The sequence below is a fragment of the Paracraurococcus lichenis genome (assembly GCF_030657435.1).
GTDB lineage: Bacteria > Pseudomonadota > Alphaproteobacteria > Acetobacterales > Acetobacteraceae > Paracraurococcus > Paracraurococcus lichenis.
Genome location: NZ_JAUTWS010000017.1, coordinates 23722 through 39512 on the forward strand (window position 1 = coordinate 23722; position 15791 = coordinate 39512).

Here is a 15791-nt window from a genome sequence, read left to right on the forward strand (position 1 = left end):
GCTCAGCGGATAAGGCGGACCTCGACCCCCGCCGCGATCTCCGACCAGAGGCGATCGGCCGTCACGGCCGGCAGGCCGAGGACTGCGGCGGTGCCGAGGCAGGCGGCGTCGCCGAGCGAGAGGCCCTGGTGGCGGAAGGCCGCGAGCAGGGCGCCGGCCCGGGCGGCCATGGGCGCGGCAAAGCCGAGGACAGGCAGCGAGAGCTCCTCCGCCCAGGCCGCGGCGCGCGCCGGGTCGAGGCCGCGACGGGCCGCGACCTCCACCACCTCCGCCAGGTTCACCGCCGAGATCGCCGCGCCGTCGAGGGAGGCGAGGACCCGCTCGGCACCCCGCTCCTCGAAGACCAGGGCGAGCAATGCCGAGGCATCGAGCAGCAGCCGGGGCTCAGCCACGCGGCGGGACGGGGGCCGGCGCCTGGTCCTCGTGCAGGCCGCGGGCGGCCTCCGCGCGGCGGCCGGCGATCAGCGCCTCCGAGGCCAAGCCGGCGGCACGGGGCAGCGCGCGCAGCTCCGCCTGGATGCGGCGCAGGGCGGCGAGGCGGGTCGTGGCGCGCAGCTCGCCATCCTGGAGGGAGAGGCGAAGCTCTCCACCCTCCGGAATGCCCAGGGCGTCGCGGAGGTCGCGCGGGATCACCATGCGGCCGGCGGCATCGACCCTGACGGTGACCTGATCCATGGCAGCACGACCTCCAATTCCACAACATCACAATATGGATGAAATCGAGTCGATGGAAGCTCGATTCGCATTGGCGCGGTTTGATCAATACTCCTCAACCGACCGTCAGCGCCGCAGCTAGGCCGAATGGATCGTTATGCTCTAGCATGGGATAATGGTAGTCCGGCGCCACGAACAGCGGTCGCGGCATGGCCGGCCGGAATGGCAACGGCGCGTTGCCGCCATTTCCGCGGTCCTCTACTCCCGCTTCGTCTCCGCCAGCCTGCGTTGCAGCGCCAACCGCATCTCGCGCATCCGCCGCAGCAGCGCCGAGGGTGTCACGCCGCGCAACTCCTCCCCCTCCGCCATCAGCAGCACCTGGCTGCCCGGCGTCAGGCCGAGCTGTGTCCGCAGCGGCTTGGGCAGGGTGATCCGCCCCTTGGCATCCACCCGGGCCCGCAGCATCCCCGGCGCATTCGGTCGTCTCGCCATTTCATCCGCATCCGGTGCGACCCCTCCGGCTTACGCCGTCGCACCCCCCGGATGCAACAACGGCGCCCAGGGGTTGCCCCGGACGCCGCTGCCGCAACCCATTCAGATGGGGCGGCTCACGCCGCCTCGCTCTCCGCCCGCCGCGCATGCTTCTTGCGCTCATGCGGGTCGAGGTAACGCTTGCGCAGGCGGATCGCGCCCGGCGTAACCTCCACCAGCTCGTCATCCTCGATATAGGCGATGGCCTGCTCGAGGCTCATCCGCCGCGGCGGGATCAGCAGCAGTGCCTCATCCTTGCCGGCGGCACGGATGTTGGTGAGCTTCTTCTCCTTGATCGGGTTCACGTCCAGGTCGTTGTCCCTGGAGTGCTCGCCGAGGATCATGCCGGTATAGACCTTGACGCCCGGGTCGACGAAGAGCGTGCCCCGCTCCTGCAGGTAGAACAGCGCATACTGCACCGCCTCCCCGTCCGAATTCGAGATCAGCGACCCGTTGCGCCGGCCCTCGATCGCTCCGGCCCAGGGGAAGTAGCCCAGGAACAGCCGGTTCATCATGCCGGTGCCGCGGGTGTCGGTCATGAACTCGCCGTGGTAGCCGATCAGGCCGCGCGACGGGATGTGGAAGGTCAGCCGCACCTTGCCGCCGCCGGAGGGCCGCATGTCCTGCATCTGGCCCTTGCGCAGCGACATCTTCTCGACGACGACGCCCGAATACTGCTCGTCGACGTCGATCAGCGCCTCCTCGTAGGGCTCCTCGCGCTCGCCCGTCTCCGGGTTCTCGCGGGTCAGCACGCGCGGGCGGCCGATGGTGAGCTCGAAGCCCTCCCGGCGCATGGTCTCGATCAGCACGCCGAGCTGCAGCTCGCCGCGGCCGGCGACCTCGAAGCTGTCGGCCTCCTCCGAGTCCTTGACCTTGATGGCGACGTTGCCCTCGGTCTCCTTGAAGAGCCGGTCGCGGATCTGGCGGGAGGTGACCTTCTTGCCCTCGCGGCCGCCGAGCGGGCCGTCGTTGATGCGGAAGGTCATGGCCAGCGTCGGCGGATCGACCGGGATGGCCGGCAGCGGCTCGGCCACCTCGGGCGCGGCGATGGTGTCCGGGATGGTCGCGTCGGAGAGGCCGGCGATGGCGATGATGTCGCCCGCCTGCACCTCATCGACCGGCACGCGGTCGAGGCCGGAGAAGGTCATCAGCTTGGTCAGGCGGCCGCTCTCGACCACCGTGCCGTCCTGGCGCAGCACGCGCACCGGCATGTTCACCCGCGCGGTGCCCTGCTCGACGCGGCCGGTGAGGATGCGGCCGAGGAAGTTGTCGCTCTCGAGGATCGAGGCGTTCATCGCGAAGGGCTTGTCGAGCTCGACCTTCGGCGCCGGGACATGGCTCAGGATCAGGTCGAACATCGGCGCCAGGTCCTTGCGGGGACCATCGAGCGCGAGGTCGGCCCAGCCCTGCCGCCCCGAGGCGAAGAGGGTGTGGAAGTCGAGCTGCTCGTCGGTCGCACCCAGCGCGGCGAAGAGGTCGAAGACCTCGTTGTGCACCTCGTCCGGGCGGGCGTCCTGGCGGTCCACCTTGTTGATGACGACGATCGGCTTCAGGCCGCGGGCCAGCGCCTTGGTCAGCACGAACTTGGTCTGCGGCAGCGGGCCCTCGGCCGCGTCGCAGAGCACGATGGCGCCGTCCACCATGGACAGGATGCGCTCCACCTCGCCGCCGAAATCGGCGTGGCCGGGCGTGTCCACGATGTTGATCTTGGTGCCCTTCCACTCGACCGCGGTGGACTTGGCGAGGATGGTGATGCCGCGCTCGCGCTCGAGGTCGTTGCGGTCGAGCGCACGCTCGGCGACGTGCTGGTTGGCGCGGAAGGCGCCGGCCTGCTTCAGCAGGTTGTCCACGAGCGTGGTCTTGCCGTGGTCGACGTGGGCGATGATCGCCACGTTGCGGATATCCATGGGGGTCGGGGTCCCTTGCGGCCGCAACGCACAGAGTCACCCGGCCCGGTCGATCGGGGACCGGGGCGGGTGACGCAGCAGGGCGGCATGTTGCGGCGCACAGATAGGCGCTCGGCGCCGGAAATGCGAGCATTCATTGCCGCAGGGCAGCCGGGACCTGGCCGCAGGTCGGGGCGGGGCCGGGCCCCGCCCCCGGTCCGTCAGCGGCGGGTGCCGGTGGCGCTGTCGCCCGGCATGACGGCCGTGCCGCCGGGCGCCGTCTGGCGCGCACCGGGCATGGCGCTCGGGTCGTTGGCGCCGCGGCCGCTGCTGCTGCCTGGGGCCAGCGGCACCGCCGCGCCCTGGGCCGGCTGCTCGCTGCGGCCCTTCATCTCCTGCGGGGTGCTGCCGAGGTTGCCGGCGGCCGGGGAGCCCGGCGTGGCGGCGTTCAAGCCGCCGGTCGCGCTGCTGTCGCTGCTGCCGCCGCCCTGGGCGAAGGCAGGGCCGGCGGCCAGCGCCACGCCGAGCGCGGCAACTAGCATGGGGATACGACGCATGGCTGGTGTTCCTGTGTCTGCCGTGGTGGCGGCCGGCGGCGCCCGCAAGACCAGGGACCGGATGCGTGTTCGCCTCCCGGTCGAAGATCCGTTGCGCCCGACCCGCACATTTTCAACACGGCAGCAACGGTCCGGTTCCCGATCCGGACCACGGTCGGCGACCGCGGCCCGGCCGGCCGCCCGGGTCAGCGGCGGGTGCGGTCGCCCGGCATGACGGCCGTGCCGCCCGGCGCGGTCTCCATGGTGCCCGGCAGGGCGCTCGGGTCCGGGGCGCCGCGGCCCGTGGTCGGGGCCAGGGTCGTCGCCGCCCCCTGCGCCGGCTGCTGGCTGCGGCCGAGCATCTCCTGCGGCGTGCTGCCGAGATTGCCGGCGGCCGGCGAGCCGGGGGTGCCGCCGGACAGGCCACCGGTGCCGCCGGAGTCACCGCCGCCGCCACCGGCCTGGGCGAGGATGATGCGGCCATCGTCAGGGCCAGCGGCGGCCTGGACCACGACGGGCGTGGCCAGCAGCGCCGCGCCGAGCGCGCTGGCGAGAAGGGTCTTGCAGCTCATGGGGGGTCTCCGCTCACGTCGAGCGCGGGCAGCCGGCCCTTCCGGGCGGCGGCCTTGGCGATCGGCGGTCCGCGGTGGACCTGCTGCGACCGGCCCGCCTCAGCCCAACACGGCGGAGACGGGGCGGTTTCCACCAGCCGCCGCAATCGCCGCCTTGAGATCACCCTGGGGTCGCGCGCCGAAATGCGAGATCACCTCCGCCGCCGCGACCGCGCCCCAGCGGCCGCACTCCGGCAGCGGCAGGCCGCGCGTATGGGCGGCGAGGAAGCCGGCGGCATAGGCATCGCCCGCGCCGGTGGTGTCGACCACCCGGGTCGGCTGCGCCGAAACCGCGTGCCGTTCCCCGCCGGCCACGATCAGGCTGCCCTTCTCGCTGCGGGTCAGGGCGGCCAGCGCCACCTCGCCGCTCGCCAGCCGCGCCGCCTCCTCGAAGTCGTCGGTCTCGTAGAGCGAGAGGATCTCGCTCTCGTTGGCAAACAGGATGTCCACCTCCTCCCGCACCAGCTTGCGGAAGGCCTGGCGGTGCCGCTCGACGCAGAAGGCGTCGGACAGGCTCAGCGCCACCTGTCGGCCATGCCGGTGGGCGATGCGGGAGGCCTCCATGAAGGCGGCCTGCGCCGCCGGCGGGTCGAAGAGATAGCCCTCCATGTAAAGCACCTTGGCGCGCGCCACCTCGGCCTCCTCCACATCGGCGGCCGAGAACTCGACGCAGGCGCCGAGGAAGGTGTTCATCGTCCGCTGCGCATCGGGCGTGACCAGGATCAGGCAGCGCGCGGTCGGCGCGCCGCCGACCAGCGGCTTCGTCGGGAAATGCACGCCGACCGCGCGGATGTCATGCGCGAAGACGCGGCCGAGCTGGTCGTCCGCCACCTTGCCGAGGAAGCCGACCCGGGCGCCGAGCGCCGCGGCGACGGCGCAGGTATTGCCGGCCGAGCCGCCCGAGCTCTCGGTCCCCGGCCCCATGGCGGCGTAGAGCGCCTCCGCATCGGCCGCGCCGATGAGGCGCATGGCGCCCTTGGCTAGGTTGTGCGCATCGAGGAACCCGTCCTCGGCGCGGGCCAGCACATCCACGATGGCGTTGCCGATGCCGAGGATGTCGAGGCTGGGTTCGCTCATGCAGGGGGACCTCTCGGGGCTGGCTGCGTTGCGGGCGCGTCGCGGACCGGATACCTCCCGGGCCCCGCGGCGGCAACCGCCCTCCCCTGCCGGGACCGATGCATGCTGAAAGCCTGCCTGCTGACCCTCCGCCAGCTCGGCGAACCCGCCTTCCTCGCGCCGCTCGCCAAGGGGCTGCTCGGCGCGGTCGCGGTCTTCGCCGCGCTCGCCGGCCTCGCCGCCTGGGGCACGGGCTGGCTCGCCGGCGGCACCGGCTGGCTGGCGAACCTGGCCGCCGCGGCGGGCGGGCTGCTGACCCTCGGCCTCGCCTGGTGGCTGTTCATCCCGGCGATGCTGGCGATCGCCGGCCTCTTCCTCGACCCGGTGGCGGGGGCGGTGGAGCGGCGCTTCTACCCGGAGCTGCCGCCGGCGCGCGGCGCGCCCCTCGCCGCCCAGGCCGCCTACAATATCGGGCTCGGCGCCAAGGTGGCCGGGCTGTCGCTCATCGCCCTGCCGCTCGCCATCCTCGCGCCGCCCTTCGGCGCCGTGGCGCTCTGGGCGATCTCGACCGTCGCGCTCGGCCACGGGCTGTTCGAGGGCGTGGCGCAGCGCCGCATGTCGGTGCCGGAGTCGCGCGCGCTGCGGCGGCGGCGCGAGGGCGCGGTGCTCGGCCTCGGCGCGATCCTCGCCGCGCTCTCCCTCCTGCCCGTGGTCAATCTCCTGGTGCCCGTGCTCGGCACGGCGGCGATGACACACCTGTTGCATCGCCCCTAAGGCGGAACGTCCTGCAAATTCCTCGCGGGAACGCGATCTCGCCGTTGTGCCAGCGCAAGCCCGCATGGTAGCCCCCGGGCATTGCGCGACACGCAAGCCGGGATCACCCGACGCATTGTCCGCCGTACCGCTCTGAAGGGGGGCATGATGGCCATCTTCGGCCGCAAACGTGACGAGGCGCCGGCCAGCCCGGCCGCCGACCCCGCACCGGCCGCGCCGCCGGCCGCCCGGGATTCCGACATCGGCGTGCCGCCTTTCCGCCCAGCATCCAAGGACGCTCCGAATATGAGCCTTGCCCCGAAGCCGAACGCCGTCCCCGCCACGCCGGCCGTCGCCGTTCGCCCGCCCGCGGTCGGCGTCCCGGCCCGGCCCGGCCCGCGCACCGATGCCGGCGATCGCCGGACGCTCGTCGTCGGGCGGGGCATCAGCCTGCAGGGCACCGTCGCCGATGCCGAGCGGCTGGTGGTCGAGGGCACGGTCGAGAGCCAGATGATCCAGGCGGCCGAGCTCTTCGTCGCGCAGTCCGGCGTCTGCAAGGGCGAGCTGCAGGTCGAGGATGCCGAGATCGCCGGCCTCTTCGACGGCACCATCACCGCCCGCAACAGCCTGATCATCCGCGCCACCGGCAAGGTGAACGGCGTGGCGCGCTGCAAGAAGCTCTCCGTCGAGGAAGGCGGCCAGGTCTCCGGCCGCATGGAGATGCTGACGGACGCGCAGGCCGCCGCCCCGGTCGGGCCGCGGCCCGTGCCGGTCGCCGCCGGCCTGCCCAGCCCGGCCGACGCCTGAGCCTGAGCAGGCTTTCGCGGCCTGGGCCGCACCTCGTGCGGCCCAGGCCCCTGAGATGAAAGCCTGCTCAGGATCGTGTTGCGGCGCAAACCCCGAGGGATTTGCTAAGGGCCCGCCGCCAGGGCGGGCCTCCACCCCGGCCCCCGTCTGCCCGGCGGGGCCCGACCCGGAGACAGCGCGGCCATGATGCGCCGCCTCCGCTGCCTGCTCCTCCTGCTCGCCGCCGGCTGCACCGCACCGGCGGAGCGGGAGGCCGCGGCCCTGCAGGCCGCGATGGATACCGGCCGCGCCGGCCTCGCGGCGATCGCGCTGCCCGACCTGCCGCCGGCGCCCGCCGCCGTGCCGCCACCGCCGCAATCCCCGCCCCGCGCCAGGCTCCTCGACATCCGCCACGTCCCGGCCCGCCCGACCGAGGCGGCGCAACTGCTCGGCGCCGGGCCGGAGGCGCTGCGCCGCTGGCTGGGCGAGCCCTCGCTCCGCCGCGCCGAGGGCGACGCCGAGGTCTGGCTCTATGCCGCCGAGGCCTGTGCCCTCGACCTCGTGCTCTACCCGGCTGGCGGCGGGCTGCGCGTGGCGCATGCCGCCGCCCGGGCGAATGGCGCGGCGCCGCGGACCGAGGCGGCCTGCCTCAGCGAGATCGCCGCGCCGCCCGGTCTGCGGCTCCTGCCGGCGGCCGCCGCGGCCGATCGCGGTGCCTGAGTCGACATCCGCCGGCCGTCGTGCCGCCGGGGGCTGGACGGGGAGGCCGTGACGCGTCCCTATCGGCCGGCGCAGCCTGGCCGGAGTCCCGTGACCCTCTACCTCGACGTCTTCGTGCCGCCCTTCGGGCTGCTGCTGCTGGGCGCGCTGCTGCGCCGCTTCCTGCTGCGCGAGGACGCGGTCTGGGCCGGCATCGAGAAGCTGGTCTTCTGGGCGCTGATGCCGGCGCTGCTCTGCTCGGCGATCGGCGCGGTGGATCTGCGGACGCTGCCGATCGGCGACATGGCGACCGCGATCTGGCTCGCGCTTCTCGGCGGCGGCGCGCTGAGCCTGCTGCTGGCGCAGGCCGCGCGGATCGACCACCCGGCCAGGACCTCGGTCTTCCAGGGCGGCATCCGCTTCAACAACCTGATGGGCTTCGCCATCACCGGCGGGCTGTTCGGCGCGGCCGGCACCTCGCTCGGGGCGGTGGCGACCGGCCTCATCGTGCCCTTCGTGCAGACGCTGACCAGCCTGGTCTTCGCCCTCGGCGGCGGGCGGGGCTTCGCGGCCGGTCGGGCCTTCCGGCAACTGGCGCTGAACCCGCTGCTGCTCGCCTGCCTCGCCGGCTTCGCCGTCTCGCTCGCGGGCGGGCTGCCGGCGGGCATCGCGCCGATGCTGCGCAGCCTCGGCCAGGCCTCGGTCGCGCTCGGCCTGCTCTGCGTCGGTGCGGCGCTCTCGCCGGGGGCGCTGCGCGGGCGGCTGCCGCTGCAGCTCGCGACCTGCGGCATCAAGCTGGTGCTGGTGCCGCTGATGGTGCTGGGCATCGGCCGGGCGCTCGGGCTCGAGCCCCTGGCGCTGGCCGTCGCCCTCGTCTTCATGGCCCTGCCGACCGCGACGACGAGCTATGTCATGGCCCGCGCCATGGGCGGCGACGCGCCGCTGATGGCGGCGCTGACGACGCTCGAGCACCTGCTCTCGGTCGTCTCCCTGCCGCTCTGGATCCTGCTGCTGGGGCCGTGACGGTCGCGGCCGCTTCGGCCGGGAGCATCCGGCGGGCCGGGCGAATTCCGCTGCCCGGGTGGGTCCGCTCCGGCATCGTTTGCTCTAGGCCGTTGATTTCCAGAGCAGATTCACGCCTCCGAGCGTTTCCACTCCGCGGCGATCTGCTCTAGAAGGACGGCATCGGAACGGAGCGAGGGCCATGCTGGGACGGCGCGGGTTGGGCTTGGGGCTCGGGGCGGCGGCCTTGGCGGGCGCGGGGTCCGCCCGCGCGCAGGCCTGGCCGGAGCGGCCGCTGCGCTGGCTCGTCGGCTACCCGCCGGGCGGCGCGAGCGACACCTTCGCCCGGCTGATCGGCGGCCAGATCGGCAAGGCGCTCGGCCAGAACGTGGTGGTCGAGAACCGTCCCGGCGGCGGCGCGGTGGTGGCCAGCGAGGCGGCCGCCCGCAGCGCCCCCGACGGCTATACCCTGATGCATGTCGACAACGGCATCCTGGTCTACAACCCGGCGCTCTACGCGAAGCTGCCCTACGACCCGGACCGCGACTTCCAGGGCGTCGGCTTCATCGGCCGCTTCCCGCTCTTCATCGTGGTCCGGCCGGACGACCCGGCGCGCGACTTCGCCGACTTCGTGGCGCGGTCGAAGGCGAAGGCGCCGACCTACGGCTCGCCCGCCGTCGCCTCGCCGCACCACCTGGCGATGGAGATGGTCAAGCGCCGCACCGGGCTGGATGCCGTGCACGTCCCCTATCGCGGCGGCCCGGCGGCCATGCAGGACCTGCTGGCGGGCAATGTCGATTCCGTGGTGATCGACTGCGCGACCGGCATCCCCTTCATCGCCTCGGGCAAGGTGAAGACGCTCTGCTGCTTCTCCGAGGCGCGCAGCCCGCGCGCGCCCGACGTGCCGACGCTCCGCGAGCTCGGCTTCGCCAATGCCGTCGCCTATGGCTGGCAGGGGATGAGCGTGCCGGCCGGCGTGCCCGCGCCGATCCTCGCCAGGCTGGCCGAGGCGCTGAAGGGCGCGGTCGCGGCGGAGGAGGTGCAGGAGCGCTTCAGGGGCCTCGGCATCGAGAGCGCCCCCTGGAGCCCGGCGGAGTTCCAGCAATTCGTCGCCCGCGAGAATGCCGAATGGCGGCCGCTGATCCGGGAGCTGGGGATCCGCCTGGACGCCTGAGTGAAATTTCCCCCCGTCTTCATTGTGTCTGGCGGCGGGCTGCGGCAAACCCCGCCGCATGCCGCTCCGCATGATCCGCTCCCTCGCCCGCGCCCGGCGGCGCGCCACCCTGCCCCAGCCGGCCGAATGGCTGCGGCTGCAGGCGCGGGAACTCGACATGCTGCGCTGGACGGTGAAGGTGCTGGGCGCCGACATGGTGCAGCGGCACTACGCCGCCGGCCTCGCCGGCCCGCATGTGCCGCTGCCCGAGGCCCCCGCCCCCGCCGGCCTGACCAGCCGCACCTGCCGGCAGACCGATATCGAGGGCGCCTGGGTACGGCACTGGTGCCGGGCGCTGGGCACCACGCCCTTCTACCACCGCAAGCTCTGGGAGGACTGCTTCATCCTCCAGGTGCTGTGGGAGCACGGCAAGCTGCAGCCGGGCCAGCGGGCGCTGGGCTTCGCCGTGGGGGAGGAGCCGCTGCCGGCCATCCTCGCCTCCCGCGGGGTGGAGGTGCTGGCGACCGACATCGCCGCCGAGGATGCGCGGGCGCAGGACTGGATCGCCACCGGCCAGCACGGCACCGGCACCGACCGGCTCTACCGGCCGCACCTCTCGGACCGCGCGGAGTTCGACCGCCTCGTCGGCTTCCGCAGCGTCGACATGGCGGCGCTGCCGGAGGACCTGCAGGACGGCAGCCGGGACATCGTCTGGTCCGCCTGCTCGATGGAGCATCTCGGCTCGCATGAGCGCGGCCTGGCCTTCGTCGAGGCGGCGATGCGCTGCCTGAAGCCGGGCGGCATCGCGGTCCATACCACCGAGCTCAACCTCGACGCCGCGGGCGAGACCCTGTCGCAGGGCAGCACGGTGCTGTTCCAGCTCCGGCATCTTGAGGCGCTCGCGGCCCGACTCGGCGCCCTCGGCCACCGTATGCTCGTGCTCGACCACGCGCACCATCCGGGGATCATGGACCAGTTCGTCGATGTCCCGCCCTTCGAGGAAGGGCGCGTGCCGCTCGGCCACCTCTCGCCGCCGCATCTGCGGCTGTCGATCGCCGGCTATCCCGCGACTTCGGTCGGAATTGTGGTGATCGCAAAGGAGGCACCGCCGTAACTCTTCCACAATCCCATGGTGTTATGAGTCGGTCCTCATCCAGGAACTCCAGGACCGACGCGCATGTTGCAGCGCTTCCTCGACCGCTTCCGCCACTGGCTGATCTATCGGCCCGAGCGCCGCTACATGCGCGGCCAGTCCACCGCCGCGCCGGCCCGAAGCAGCCGATAACCATAGGTTGATCCGGACGCCAGCCGAGATCGGTTCGGCCATGGACCCGCACGGCGCCGCCCGCATATCGCAAAATCCTGTATCAGCGCAGGCTGTGGCAGAGGGTGCGGGAAGTCACATCCGGGACTGTTGCGTGCCTCCTCAATCGAGCGTGTACCGAAGCCGGACCGGTTCCGGTGCTAGAGGATGCGCCTCTTGGGTTCCCTTGGGGGCGCTGACGATGGTTGCGATGACTGCGACGCGGCCGGCCGAGGCCGGTCTGGGGTCCATGCCGAAGACCGAGGATTTCGATGCCACGGTCCGCCGGATGGTCCCCTTTGCCCGCCTGGTGGCGGAGCGGGAGGCGCTGCGGGCGCGCTTCCTCGCCGGGAAGCCCTATTCGAACCTGGTGCTCGACGGCTACTTCCAGGAAGACATCCTGGATCGGGTGGCGGCGGATTTCCCGAAGGAGACGCCGCGCGACTGGATCGGCTACGACACCAAGGACGAGATCAAGCGCACCTCGCGCGGGCTGGTCGGCGTCCCGCCCTTCGCCCAGGCCTTCCTGTGGCAGCTCTGCTCCGAGCCTTTCCTCGAGATCCTGCGCGACATCACGGGCATCGAGGATCTGGTGGCCGATCCGCTGTTCCATGGCGGCGGCCTGCACGAGAGCTTCCGCGGCGGCTGGCTGAACATCCATGCCGATTGGACGCAGCACCCGCACCTGCCGCTGGTGCGCCGGCTGAACCTCATCGTCTATCTCAACCGTGACTGGGACGCGGACTGGGGCGGCGCACTGGAGCTGTGGGGCAGCAAGGAAGGCCCCGCCGGCGCGAGGATCGAGCCCTTCTTCAACCGTGCCGCGCTGTTCCCGACGACGGAGGAGACGCTGCACGGCTTCCCCACGCCGATGACCTGCCCGGTCGGCCGGTCCCGCAAGTCGGTCTCGATCTTCTACTGGGCACCCGACCCGGAGCAGATCGAGCGCGGCGCGCCGATCACCTTCCTGCCCGGCACGCGCGAGACGCGCGCCAAGGCCTTCATGCGCTCGCTGGTCCCGCCCATCGCCTTCCAGATGCGGGACTATGCGCGCGGCCTGCTGCGGAAGGCCTGACCATGCCCCGTGCCCCGGCCTGAGCGCCTCCTCGCCCGGGTGGCGGCCTGGCCCGCGCCGACGCGCGATGCCGGTGCCGCCGCCCTGGCCCTGGCCGGGGCGGCCCTTGCCCAGCTCCTCGTCCGCGCGGGGCTGCCGGCGGAGGTCTTCCTTGCGGTGCCGGGCGTGGTCCTGGCCGGGCTCGTCTTCGGCCGCGGCAGCAGCCTCTTCGCCGCCCTGCTGACAGGCGCGGTCATCGCCGCCGCCTTCGACCCGGCGGCGCAGCAGGCGGTGCATGGCATTCCCGCCCTCCCCTCCCTCGCCCTCGCTTTGGTCTGCCTCGCCGTCGCCCTCGGCACCGCTGCCCTGGCGGCGGCCACGGTCATCCGCGCCCAGGCCAAGGCGCGGGAGAGACGGGCCAGGGTGCTGATGGAGGCCTGCGCGCGCGACGCGCTCGGCCAGATCGAGGCAGCGCGCCGGCGCCTCGCGACTGCCGAGGCCGAGGTGACCCAGGCCCGGGACAGCCTGGCGCAAGCCCAGGCCACGGCGGCACCCGGGCGCGACCCGCTGGAGGAGGCGCTACGGAGCGAGGGCGGGGTCTGAGCCGCCCGGCTCAATTGTCCGCCAGCGCCTCCCGCAGCCAGGCCTCGCCCTCGGGCGGCAGGGCGTGCCAGGCGGCATCGGCCGGCACATGCGTCACCACCAGCCGCAGGCCGGGCCTCGCGGCCGCCGGGACGGCGCGGACCAGGTGGTCGCGCAGGTAGGTCGGCGACACGCCCGTCACCACCAGCGTCGTCCTCCGGTCCATCGGCCAGTGCTCGGGCGCGACCTGGAAGATCGCCTCGAAGAAGCGCTTCTCGTCCTCCGGCGCCAGGCCGGTCAGGTCGTGGAGGATCAGGCTGAGCGCCATGGCCGGGTACCCCCTGTCATCGGCCGGCAGAGTCGGCGCCGGGATGCAGGTGGACAATGCCCAAACCGCCGGCCGCCGCAACCGCCTCCGCCACCAGGCTGCGATGGCACTGCGCCGGATCGGCCTCGAGGCAGAGCAGGCAGAGGCGTGCCTCCCGCCCCTCCGCCGCCAGGGCGGCGACGGCGGCCTGGGCCTCGATGCCCGCCAGGCGCGCGCCGAAGATGCGCTTCATCTCGGCGCTGCGCCCGGCCCGCGCCGCGGCCCGCCCCTCCGGCGGCGTGCCGAGGGCCCGGACATGCGCATAGCCGATGCCCGCGCGCCCCAGCGCCTCGGAGAGGGCGCGCTTGGCGAAGCCGGGGCGCCGGCTGTTGGCCAGTTCCCGCACGTCCACCAGCCGCGTCACCCCGGCCTCCCGGAGGGTGGCGATCAGCCCGTCGAGCGTCGCCCCCTCGTAGCCGATGGTAAAGAGCGGCGCGGCCTGCACGGCCTAGCGCGCGCTCGCGGCATGCGCCGCGAGGCAGGCCATGTCGAGCACCTGGTTCACCCCGGCATCGACCGGGACAATCTGCACCGGCTTGGAGAGGCCCATGAGCAGCGGCCCGATCGCCGTGCCGCTGGTCAGCCGCGGCACCGCCTTGGTCAGGATATGCGCGGCATGCAGGCCGGGCATCACCAGCACGTTCGCCGCGCCGGTCAGCCGGCAGAAGGGATAGAGATGCGCGCGCAGCGCCGGGTCGAGCGCGACATCGGCCGACATCTCGCCGTCATACTCGAAATCGACCTTCCGCTCGTCGAGCAGCTTCACCGCCTCCCGGAGGCTGCCGGGGATGGAGCCCTTGGGGTCGCCGAAGGTGGAGAAGGAGAGGAAGGCGACCCGCGGCTCATGCCCCAGCCGGCGCGCCGCGGCGGCGGACTGGGTCGCAATCTCGGCCAGGCAATGGGCATCCGGCCGCTCATGGATCGCGGTGTCGGCGATGAAGACCGTGCCGGAGACGCGGGCGAGCAGCAGCGTCAGGCCGAACATCACCTCGCCCGGTGCCGGGTCGATGGCGGAGAGGATGCCCTCCAGCGCGACCGAGTAGCTGCGCGTCACGCCGGTGACCAGCGCATCGGCATCGCCGAGCGCGACCATGCAGGCGGCGAAGACGTTGCGGTCCTGGTTGACCAGGCGCTGGCAGTCGCGGAACAGCATGCCCTGCCGCTGCTGCCGGCCGTAGAGATAGTCCGCGTAGCGCCGCGTGTTCTCGGCGATGCGGGCATTGCGGATGACGATGCCGTCCGGGATCGGCATGCCGAGCGAGCGGGCGGTCGCCTGGATCCGGTCCTCCCGCCCCACCAGGACAGGCGTGCCGTAGCCTGCCTGGCGGAAGGCGATGGCGGCGCGGATGACCTTCTCCTCCTCGCCCTCGGCGAAGACTACCGTCCGCGGATTGGCCCGCACCCGCTCGGTGATCAGCTCCAGCGCATTGGCCGTGGAGTCGAGCCGGCCGGCGAGGCTGCGGGCATAGCGGGTAAGGTCGGTGATCGGCCGGCGGGCGACGCCGCTGTCGATCGCGGCCTTGGCGACGGCGACCGGCACGCGGGCGATCAGGCGGGGGTCGAAGGCATTGGGGATGATGTATTCCGGCCCGAAGCGGAGCGACTTGCCGGCGCCGGCCGAGCCCACCTCCTCTGGCACGTCCTCCCGCGCCAGCAGGGCGAGCGCCCGGGCGGCGGCGATCTTCATCGCGTCGTTGATGGTGCTGGCCCGCACGTCGAGCGCACCGCGGAAGATGAAGGGGAAGCCGAGGACATTGTTGACCTGGTTCGGGTAGTCGCTGCGGCCCGTCGCCACGATGCAGTCGGGACGCGCGGCCTTCGCCTCCTCCGGCGTGATCTCCGGATCGGGATTCGCCATGGCGAAGATGATGGGCCTGTCCGCCATGGCGCGGACCATCTCCTGCGTCACCGCGCCCTTGACCGAGAGGCCGAAGAAGACGTCGGCGCCCTCGAGCGCCTGGGACAGCGTGCGGGCGCTGGTCTCCACCGCATGCGCCGACTTCCACTGGTTCATGCCCGCAGTGCGGCCGCGGTAGATGACCCCCTTGGTGTCGCACATCGTGATGTTCTCGGGCCGCATGCCCATGGCCCGCAACAGCTCGGCGCAGGCGACGGAGGCGGCGCCGGCGCCGTTGATAACGAGCTTCGTCGCGGCGAGGTCGCGTCCCGTCAGGTGCGCGGCGTTGATCAGCCCGGCGGCGGCGACGATCGCCGTGCCGTGCTGGTCGTCGTGGAAGACCGGGATGTCCATGAGCTCGCGCAGGCGCTGCTCGATGACGAAGCACTCCGGCGCCTTGATGTCCTCGAGGTTGATCCCGCCGAAGCTGGGGCCGAGGTAGCGCACGGCATTGACGAAGGCGTCGGCATCCTCGGTGTCGATGCAGAGATCCATCCCGTCCACATCGGCGAAGCGCTTGAAGAGCGCGACCTTGCCCTCCATGACCGGCTTGGAGGCGAGCGCCCCGAGATTGCCGAGGCCGAGCACCGCGGTGCCGTTCGAGACGACGGCGACGAAATTGCCCTTGGCCGTGTAGTCGTAGGCCAGGCTCTTGTCGCGGTGGATGTGCAGGCAGGGCTCCGCCACGCCCGGGCTGTAGGCGAGCGAGAGGTCGCGCGCCGTGATCAGCGGCTTGGTCAGCCGCGTCTCCAGCTTGCCCGGCCGGCCCTCCGAATGCAGCGCCAGCGCTTCCTCCGGCGTGACCCGGGCGGTGCGGACATCCGCGAGCGAGATCGGCGACATCGCCGCCTTGGGTGAATCGTCCATGTGCAACCAGTCCTCTCGCCCTACCGCGAGGGGCCTTTCCTTGGCCCCCCCTCC

The 15791-nt window shown here is 72.7% G+C and carries 18 protein-coding genes; 8 read left to right on the plus strand and 10 right to left on the minus strand.

Annotated features, from left to right (window positions below):
- Positions 1-2: 2 nt before the first annotated feature.
- From Q7A36_RS18295 to Q7A36_RS18325, 7 genes are all read right to left on the minus strand, one after another.
- Positions 3-392: a PIN domain-containing protein gene (locus Q7A36_RS18295; RefSeq protein WP_305105175.1), complete on the minus strand. Its 390-nt coding sequence runs from the start codon at positions 390-392 to the stop codon at positions 3-5.
- Positions 385-675, minus strand: coding sequence for an AbrB/MazE/SpoVT family DNA-binding domain-containing protein (locus tag Q7A36_RS18300; protein WP_305105176.1), 291 nt, complete (start codon positions 673-675; stop codon positions 385-387). The genes Q7A36_RS18295 and Q7A36_RS18300 overlap by 8 nt, the downstream gene beginning before the upstream one ends.
- 237 nt (positions 676-912) lie before the next feature.
- Positions 913-1146 carry an AbrB/MazE/SpoVT family DNA-binding domain-containing protein gene (locus Q7A36_RS18305; RefSeq protein WP_305105177.1) on the minus strand — a complete coding sequence of 78 codons (234 nt, stop codon included), beginning with the start codon at positions 1144-1146 and terminating at the stop codon, positions 913-915.
- A gap of 116 nt (positions 1147-1262) precedes the next feature.
- Entirely contained in the window at positions 1263-3092 is a 1830-nt protein-coding gene (gene typA, locus Q7A36_RS18310) for a translational GTPase TypA (RefSeq protein ID WP_305105178.1), read from the minus strand.
- A 200-nt stretch (positions 3093-3292) separates the two neighbouring features.
- On the minus strand, positions 3293-3628 hold the full coding sequence (locus Q7A36_RS18315) for a hypothetical protein (protein ID WP_305105179.1): 336 nt from the start codon (positions 3626-3628) through the stop codon (positions 3293-3295).
- Positions 3629-3813: 185 nt separating this feature from the next.
- A complete protein-coding gene (locus Q7A36_RS18320; protein WP_305105180.1) occupies positions 3814-4179 on the minus strand; it encodes a hypothetical protein in 366 nt (121 codons plus the stop codon).
- A 99-nt stretch (positions 4180-4278) separates the two neighbouring features.
- Positions 4279-5295 (minus strand): adenosine kinase, encoded by a 1017-nt coding sequence (locus Q7A36_RS18325; protein WP_305105181.1) that lies wholly within the window; start codon positions 5293-5295, stop codon positions 4279-4281.
- A gap of 102 nt (positions 5296-5397) precedes the next feature.
- Here Q7A36_RS18325 and Q7A36_RS18330 point away from each other — a divergent pair, with 102 nt between their 5' ends.
- The 8 genes from Q7A36_RS18330 (at position 5398) to Q7A36_RS18365 (ending at position 12627) form a co-directional block, all read left to right on the plus strand.
- On the plus strand, positions 5398-6048 hold the full coding sequence (locus Q7A36_RS18330) for an EI24 domain-containing protein (protein ID WP_305105182.1): 651 nt from the start codon (positions 5398-5400) through the stop codon (positions 6046-6048).
- Positions 6049-6192: 144 nt separating this feature from the next.
- Positions 6193-6834, plus strand: coding sequence for a bactofilin family protein (locus Q7A36_RS18335; RefSeq protein ID WP_305105183.1), 642 nt, complete (start codon positions 6193-6195; stop codon positions 6832-6834).
- Positions 6835-7017: 183 nt separating this feature from the next.
- The gene (locus Q7A36_RS18340; protein ID WP_305105184.1) at positions 7018-7533 is read left to right on the plus strand and encodes a hypothetical protein; all 516 of its coding nucleotides are present in this window, start codon (positions 7018-7020) and stop codon (positions 7531-7533) included.
- Between the two features lie 90 nt (positions 7534-7623).
- The gene (locus Q7A36_RS18345; RefSeq protein WP_305105185.1) at positions 7624-8535 is read left to right on the plus strand and encodes an AEC family transporter; all 912 of its coding nucleotides are present in this window, start codon (positions 7624-7626) and stop codon (positions 8533-8535) included.
- Between the two features lie 181 nt (positions 8536-8716).
- Positions 8717-9688 carry a Bug family tripartite tricarboxylate transporter substrate binding protein gene (locus Q7A36_RS18350; RefSeq protein ID WP_305105186.1) on the plus strand — a complete coding sequence of 324 codons (972 nt, stop codon included), beginning with the start codon at positions 8717-8719 and terminating at the stop codon, positions 9686-9688.
- A gap of 58 nt (positions 9689-9746) precedes the next feature.
- Entirely contained in the window at positions 9747-10781 is a 1035-nt protein-coding gene (locus Q7A36_RS18355; RefSeq protein WP_305105187.1) for an SAM-dependent methyltransferase, read from the plus strand.
- 400 nt (positions 10782-11181) lie between these two features.
- Positions 11182-12045 (plus strand): 2OG-Fe(II) oxygenase, encoded by an 864-nt coding sequence (locus Q7A36_RS18360; RefSeq protein WP_305105188.1) that lies wholly within the window; start codon positions 11182-11184, stop codon positions 12043-12045.
- Between the two features lie 9 nt (positions 12046-12054).
- Positions 12055-12627: a hypothetical protein gene (locus tag Q7A36_RS18365; RefSeq protein ID WP_305105189.1), complete on the plus strand. Its 573-nt coding sequence runs from the start codon at positions 12055-12057 to the stop codon at positions 12625-12627.
- A 10-nt stretch (positions 12628-12637) separates the two neighbouring features.
- On the opposite strand, the gene Q7A36_RS18370 is transcribed toward Q7A36_RS18365, so the two are convergent.
- The 3 genes from Q7A36_RS18370 to Q7A36_RS18380 are packed head-to-tail and all read right to left on the minus strand — an operon-like array spanning position 12638 to position 15737.
- Positions 12638-12934, minus strand: a complete 297-nt coding sequence (locus Q7A36_RS18370) for a hypothetical protein (protein ID WP_305105190.1) — start codon at positions 12932-12934, stop codon at positions 12638-12640.
- Between the two features lie 16 nt (positions 12935-12950).
- On the minus strand, positions 12951-13418 hold the full coding sequence (locus tag Q7A36_RS18375) for a DUF488 domain-containing protein (protein WP_305105191.1): 468 nt from the start codon (positions 13416-13418) through the stop codon (positions 12951-12953).
- A 3-nt stretch (positions 13419-13421) separates the two neighbouring features.
- Positions 13422-15737, minus strand: a complete 2316-nt coding sequence (locus tag Q7A36_RS18380) for an NADP-dependent malic enzyme (protein ID WP_305105192.1) — start codon at positions 15735-15737, stop codon at positions 13422-13424.
- Between the last annotated feature and the right edge of the window lie 54 nt (positions 15738-15791).

What these genes read in the sequence shown, in the direction of transcription:
- Q7A36_RS18325 (WP_305105181.1), bottom strand. Translation starts at nt 5,295, where the DNA reads ATGAGCGAACCCAGCCTCGACATCCTCGGCATCGGCAACGCCATCGTG.
- Q7A36_RS18335 (WP_305105183.1), top strand. Translation starts at nt 6,193, where the DNA reads ATGATGGCCATCTTCGGCCGCAAACGTGACGAGGCGCCGGCCAGCCCG.
- Q7A36_RS18350 (WP_305105186.1), top strand. Translation starts at nt 8,717, where the DNA reads ATGCTGGGACGGCGCGGGTTGGGCTTGGGGCTCGGGGCGGCGGCCTTG.
- Q7A36_RS18330 (WP_305105182.1), top strand. Translation starts at nt 5,398, where the DNA reads ATGCTGAAAGCCTGCCTGCTGACCCTCCGCCAGCTCGGCGAACCCGCC.
- Q7A36_RS18355 (WP_305105187.1), top strand. Translation starts at nt 9,747, where the DNA reads ATGCCGCTCCGCATGATCCGCTCCCTCGCCCGCGCCCGGCGGCGCGCC.
- Q7A36_RS18315 (WP_305105179.1), bottom strand. Translation starts at nt 3,628, where the DNA reads ATGCGTCGTATCCCCATGCTAGTTGCCGCGCTCGGCGTGGCGCTGGCC.
- Q7A36_RS18340 (WP_305105184.1), top strand. Translation starts at nt 7,018, where the DNA reads ATGATGCGCCGCCTCCGCTGCCTGCTCCTCCTGCTCGCCGCCGGCTGC.
- Q7A36_RS18360 (WP_305105188.1), top strand. Translation starts at nt 11,182, where the DNA reads ATGACTGCGACGCGGCCGGCCGAGGCCGGTCTGGGGTCCATGCCGAAG.
- Q7A36_RS18370 (WP_305105190.1), bottom strand. Translation starts at nt 12,934, where the DNA reads ATGGCGCTCAGCCTGATCCTCCACGACCTGACCGGCCTGGCGCCGGAG.
- Q7A36_RS18300 (WP_305105176.1), bottom strand. Translation starts at nt 675, where the DNA reads ATGGATCAGGTCACCGTCAGGGTCGATGCCGCCGGCCGCATGGTGATC.
- typA (WP_305105178.1), bottom strand. Translation starts at nt 3,092, where the DNA reads ATGGATATCCGCAACGTGGCGATCATCGCCCACGTCGACCACGGCAAG.
- Q7A36_RS18320 (WP_305105180.1), bottom strand. Translation starts at nt 4,179, where the DNA reads ATGAGCTGCAAGACCCTTCTCGCCAGCGCGCTCGGCGCGGCGCTGCTG.
- Q7A36_RS18305 (WP_305105177.1), bottom strand. Translation starts at nt 1,146, where the DNA reads ATGGCGAGACGACCGAATGCGCCGGGGATGCTGCGGGCCCGGGTGGAT.
- Q7A36_RS18380 (WP_305105192.1), bottom strand. Translation starts at nt 15,737, where the DNA reads ATGGACGATTCACCCAAGGCGGCGATGTCGCCGATCTCGCTCGCGGAT.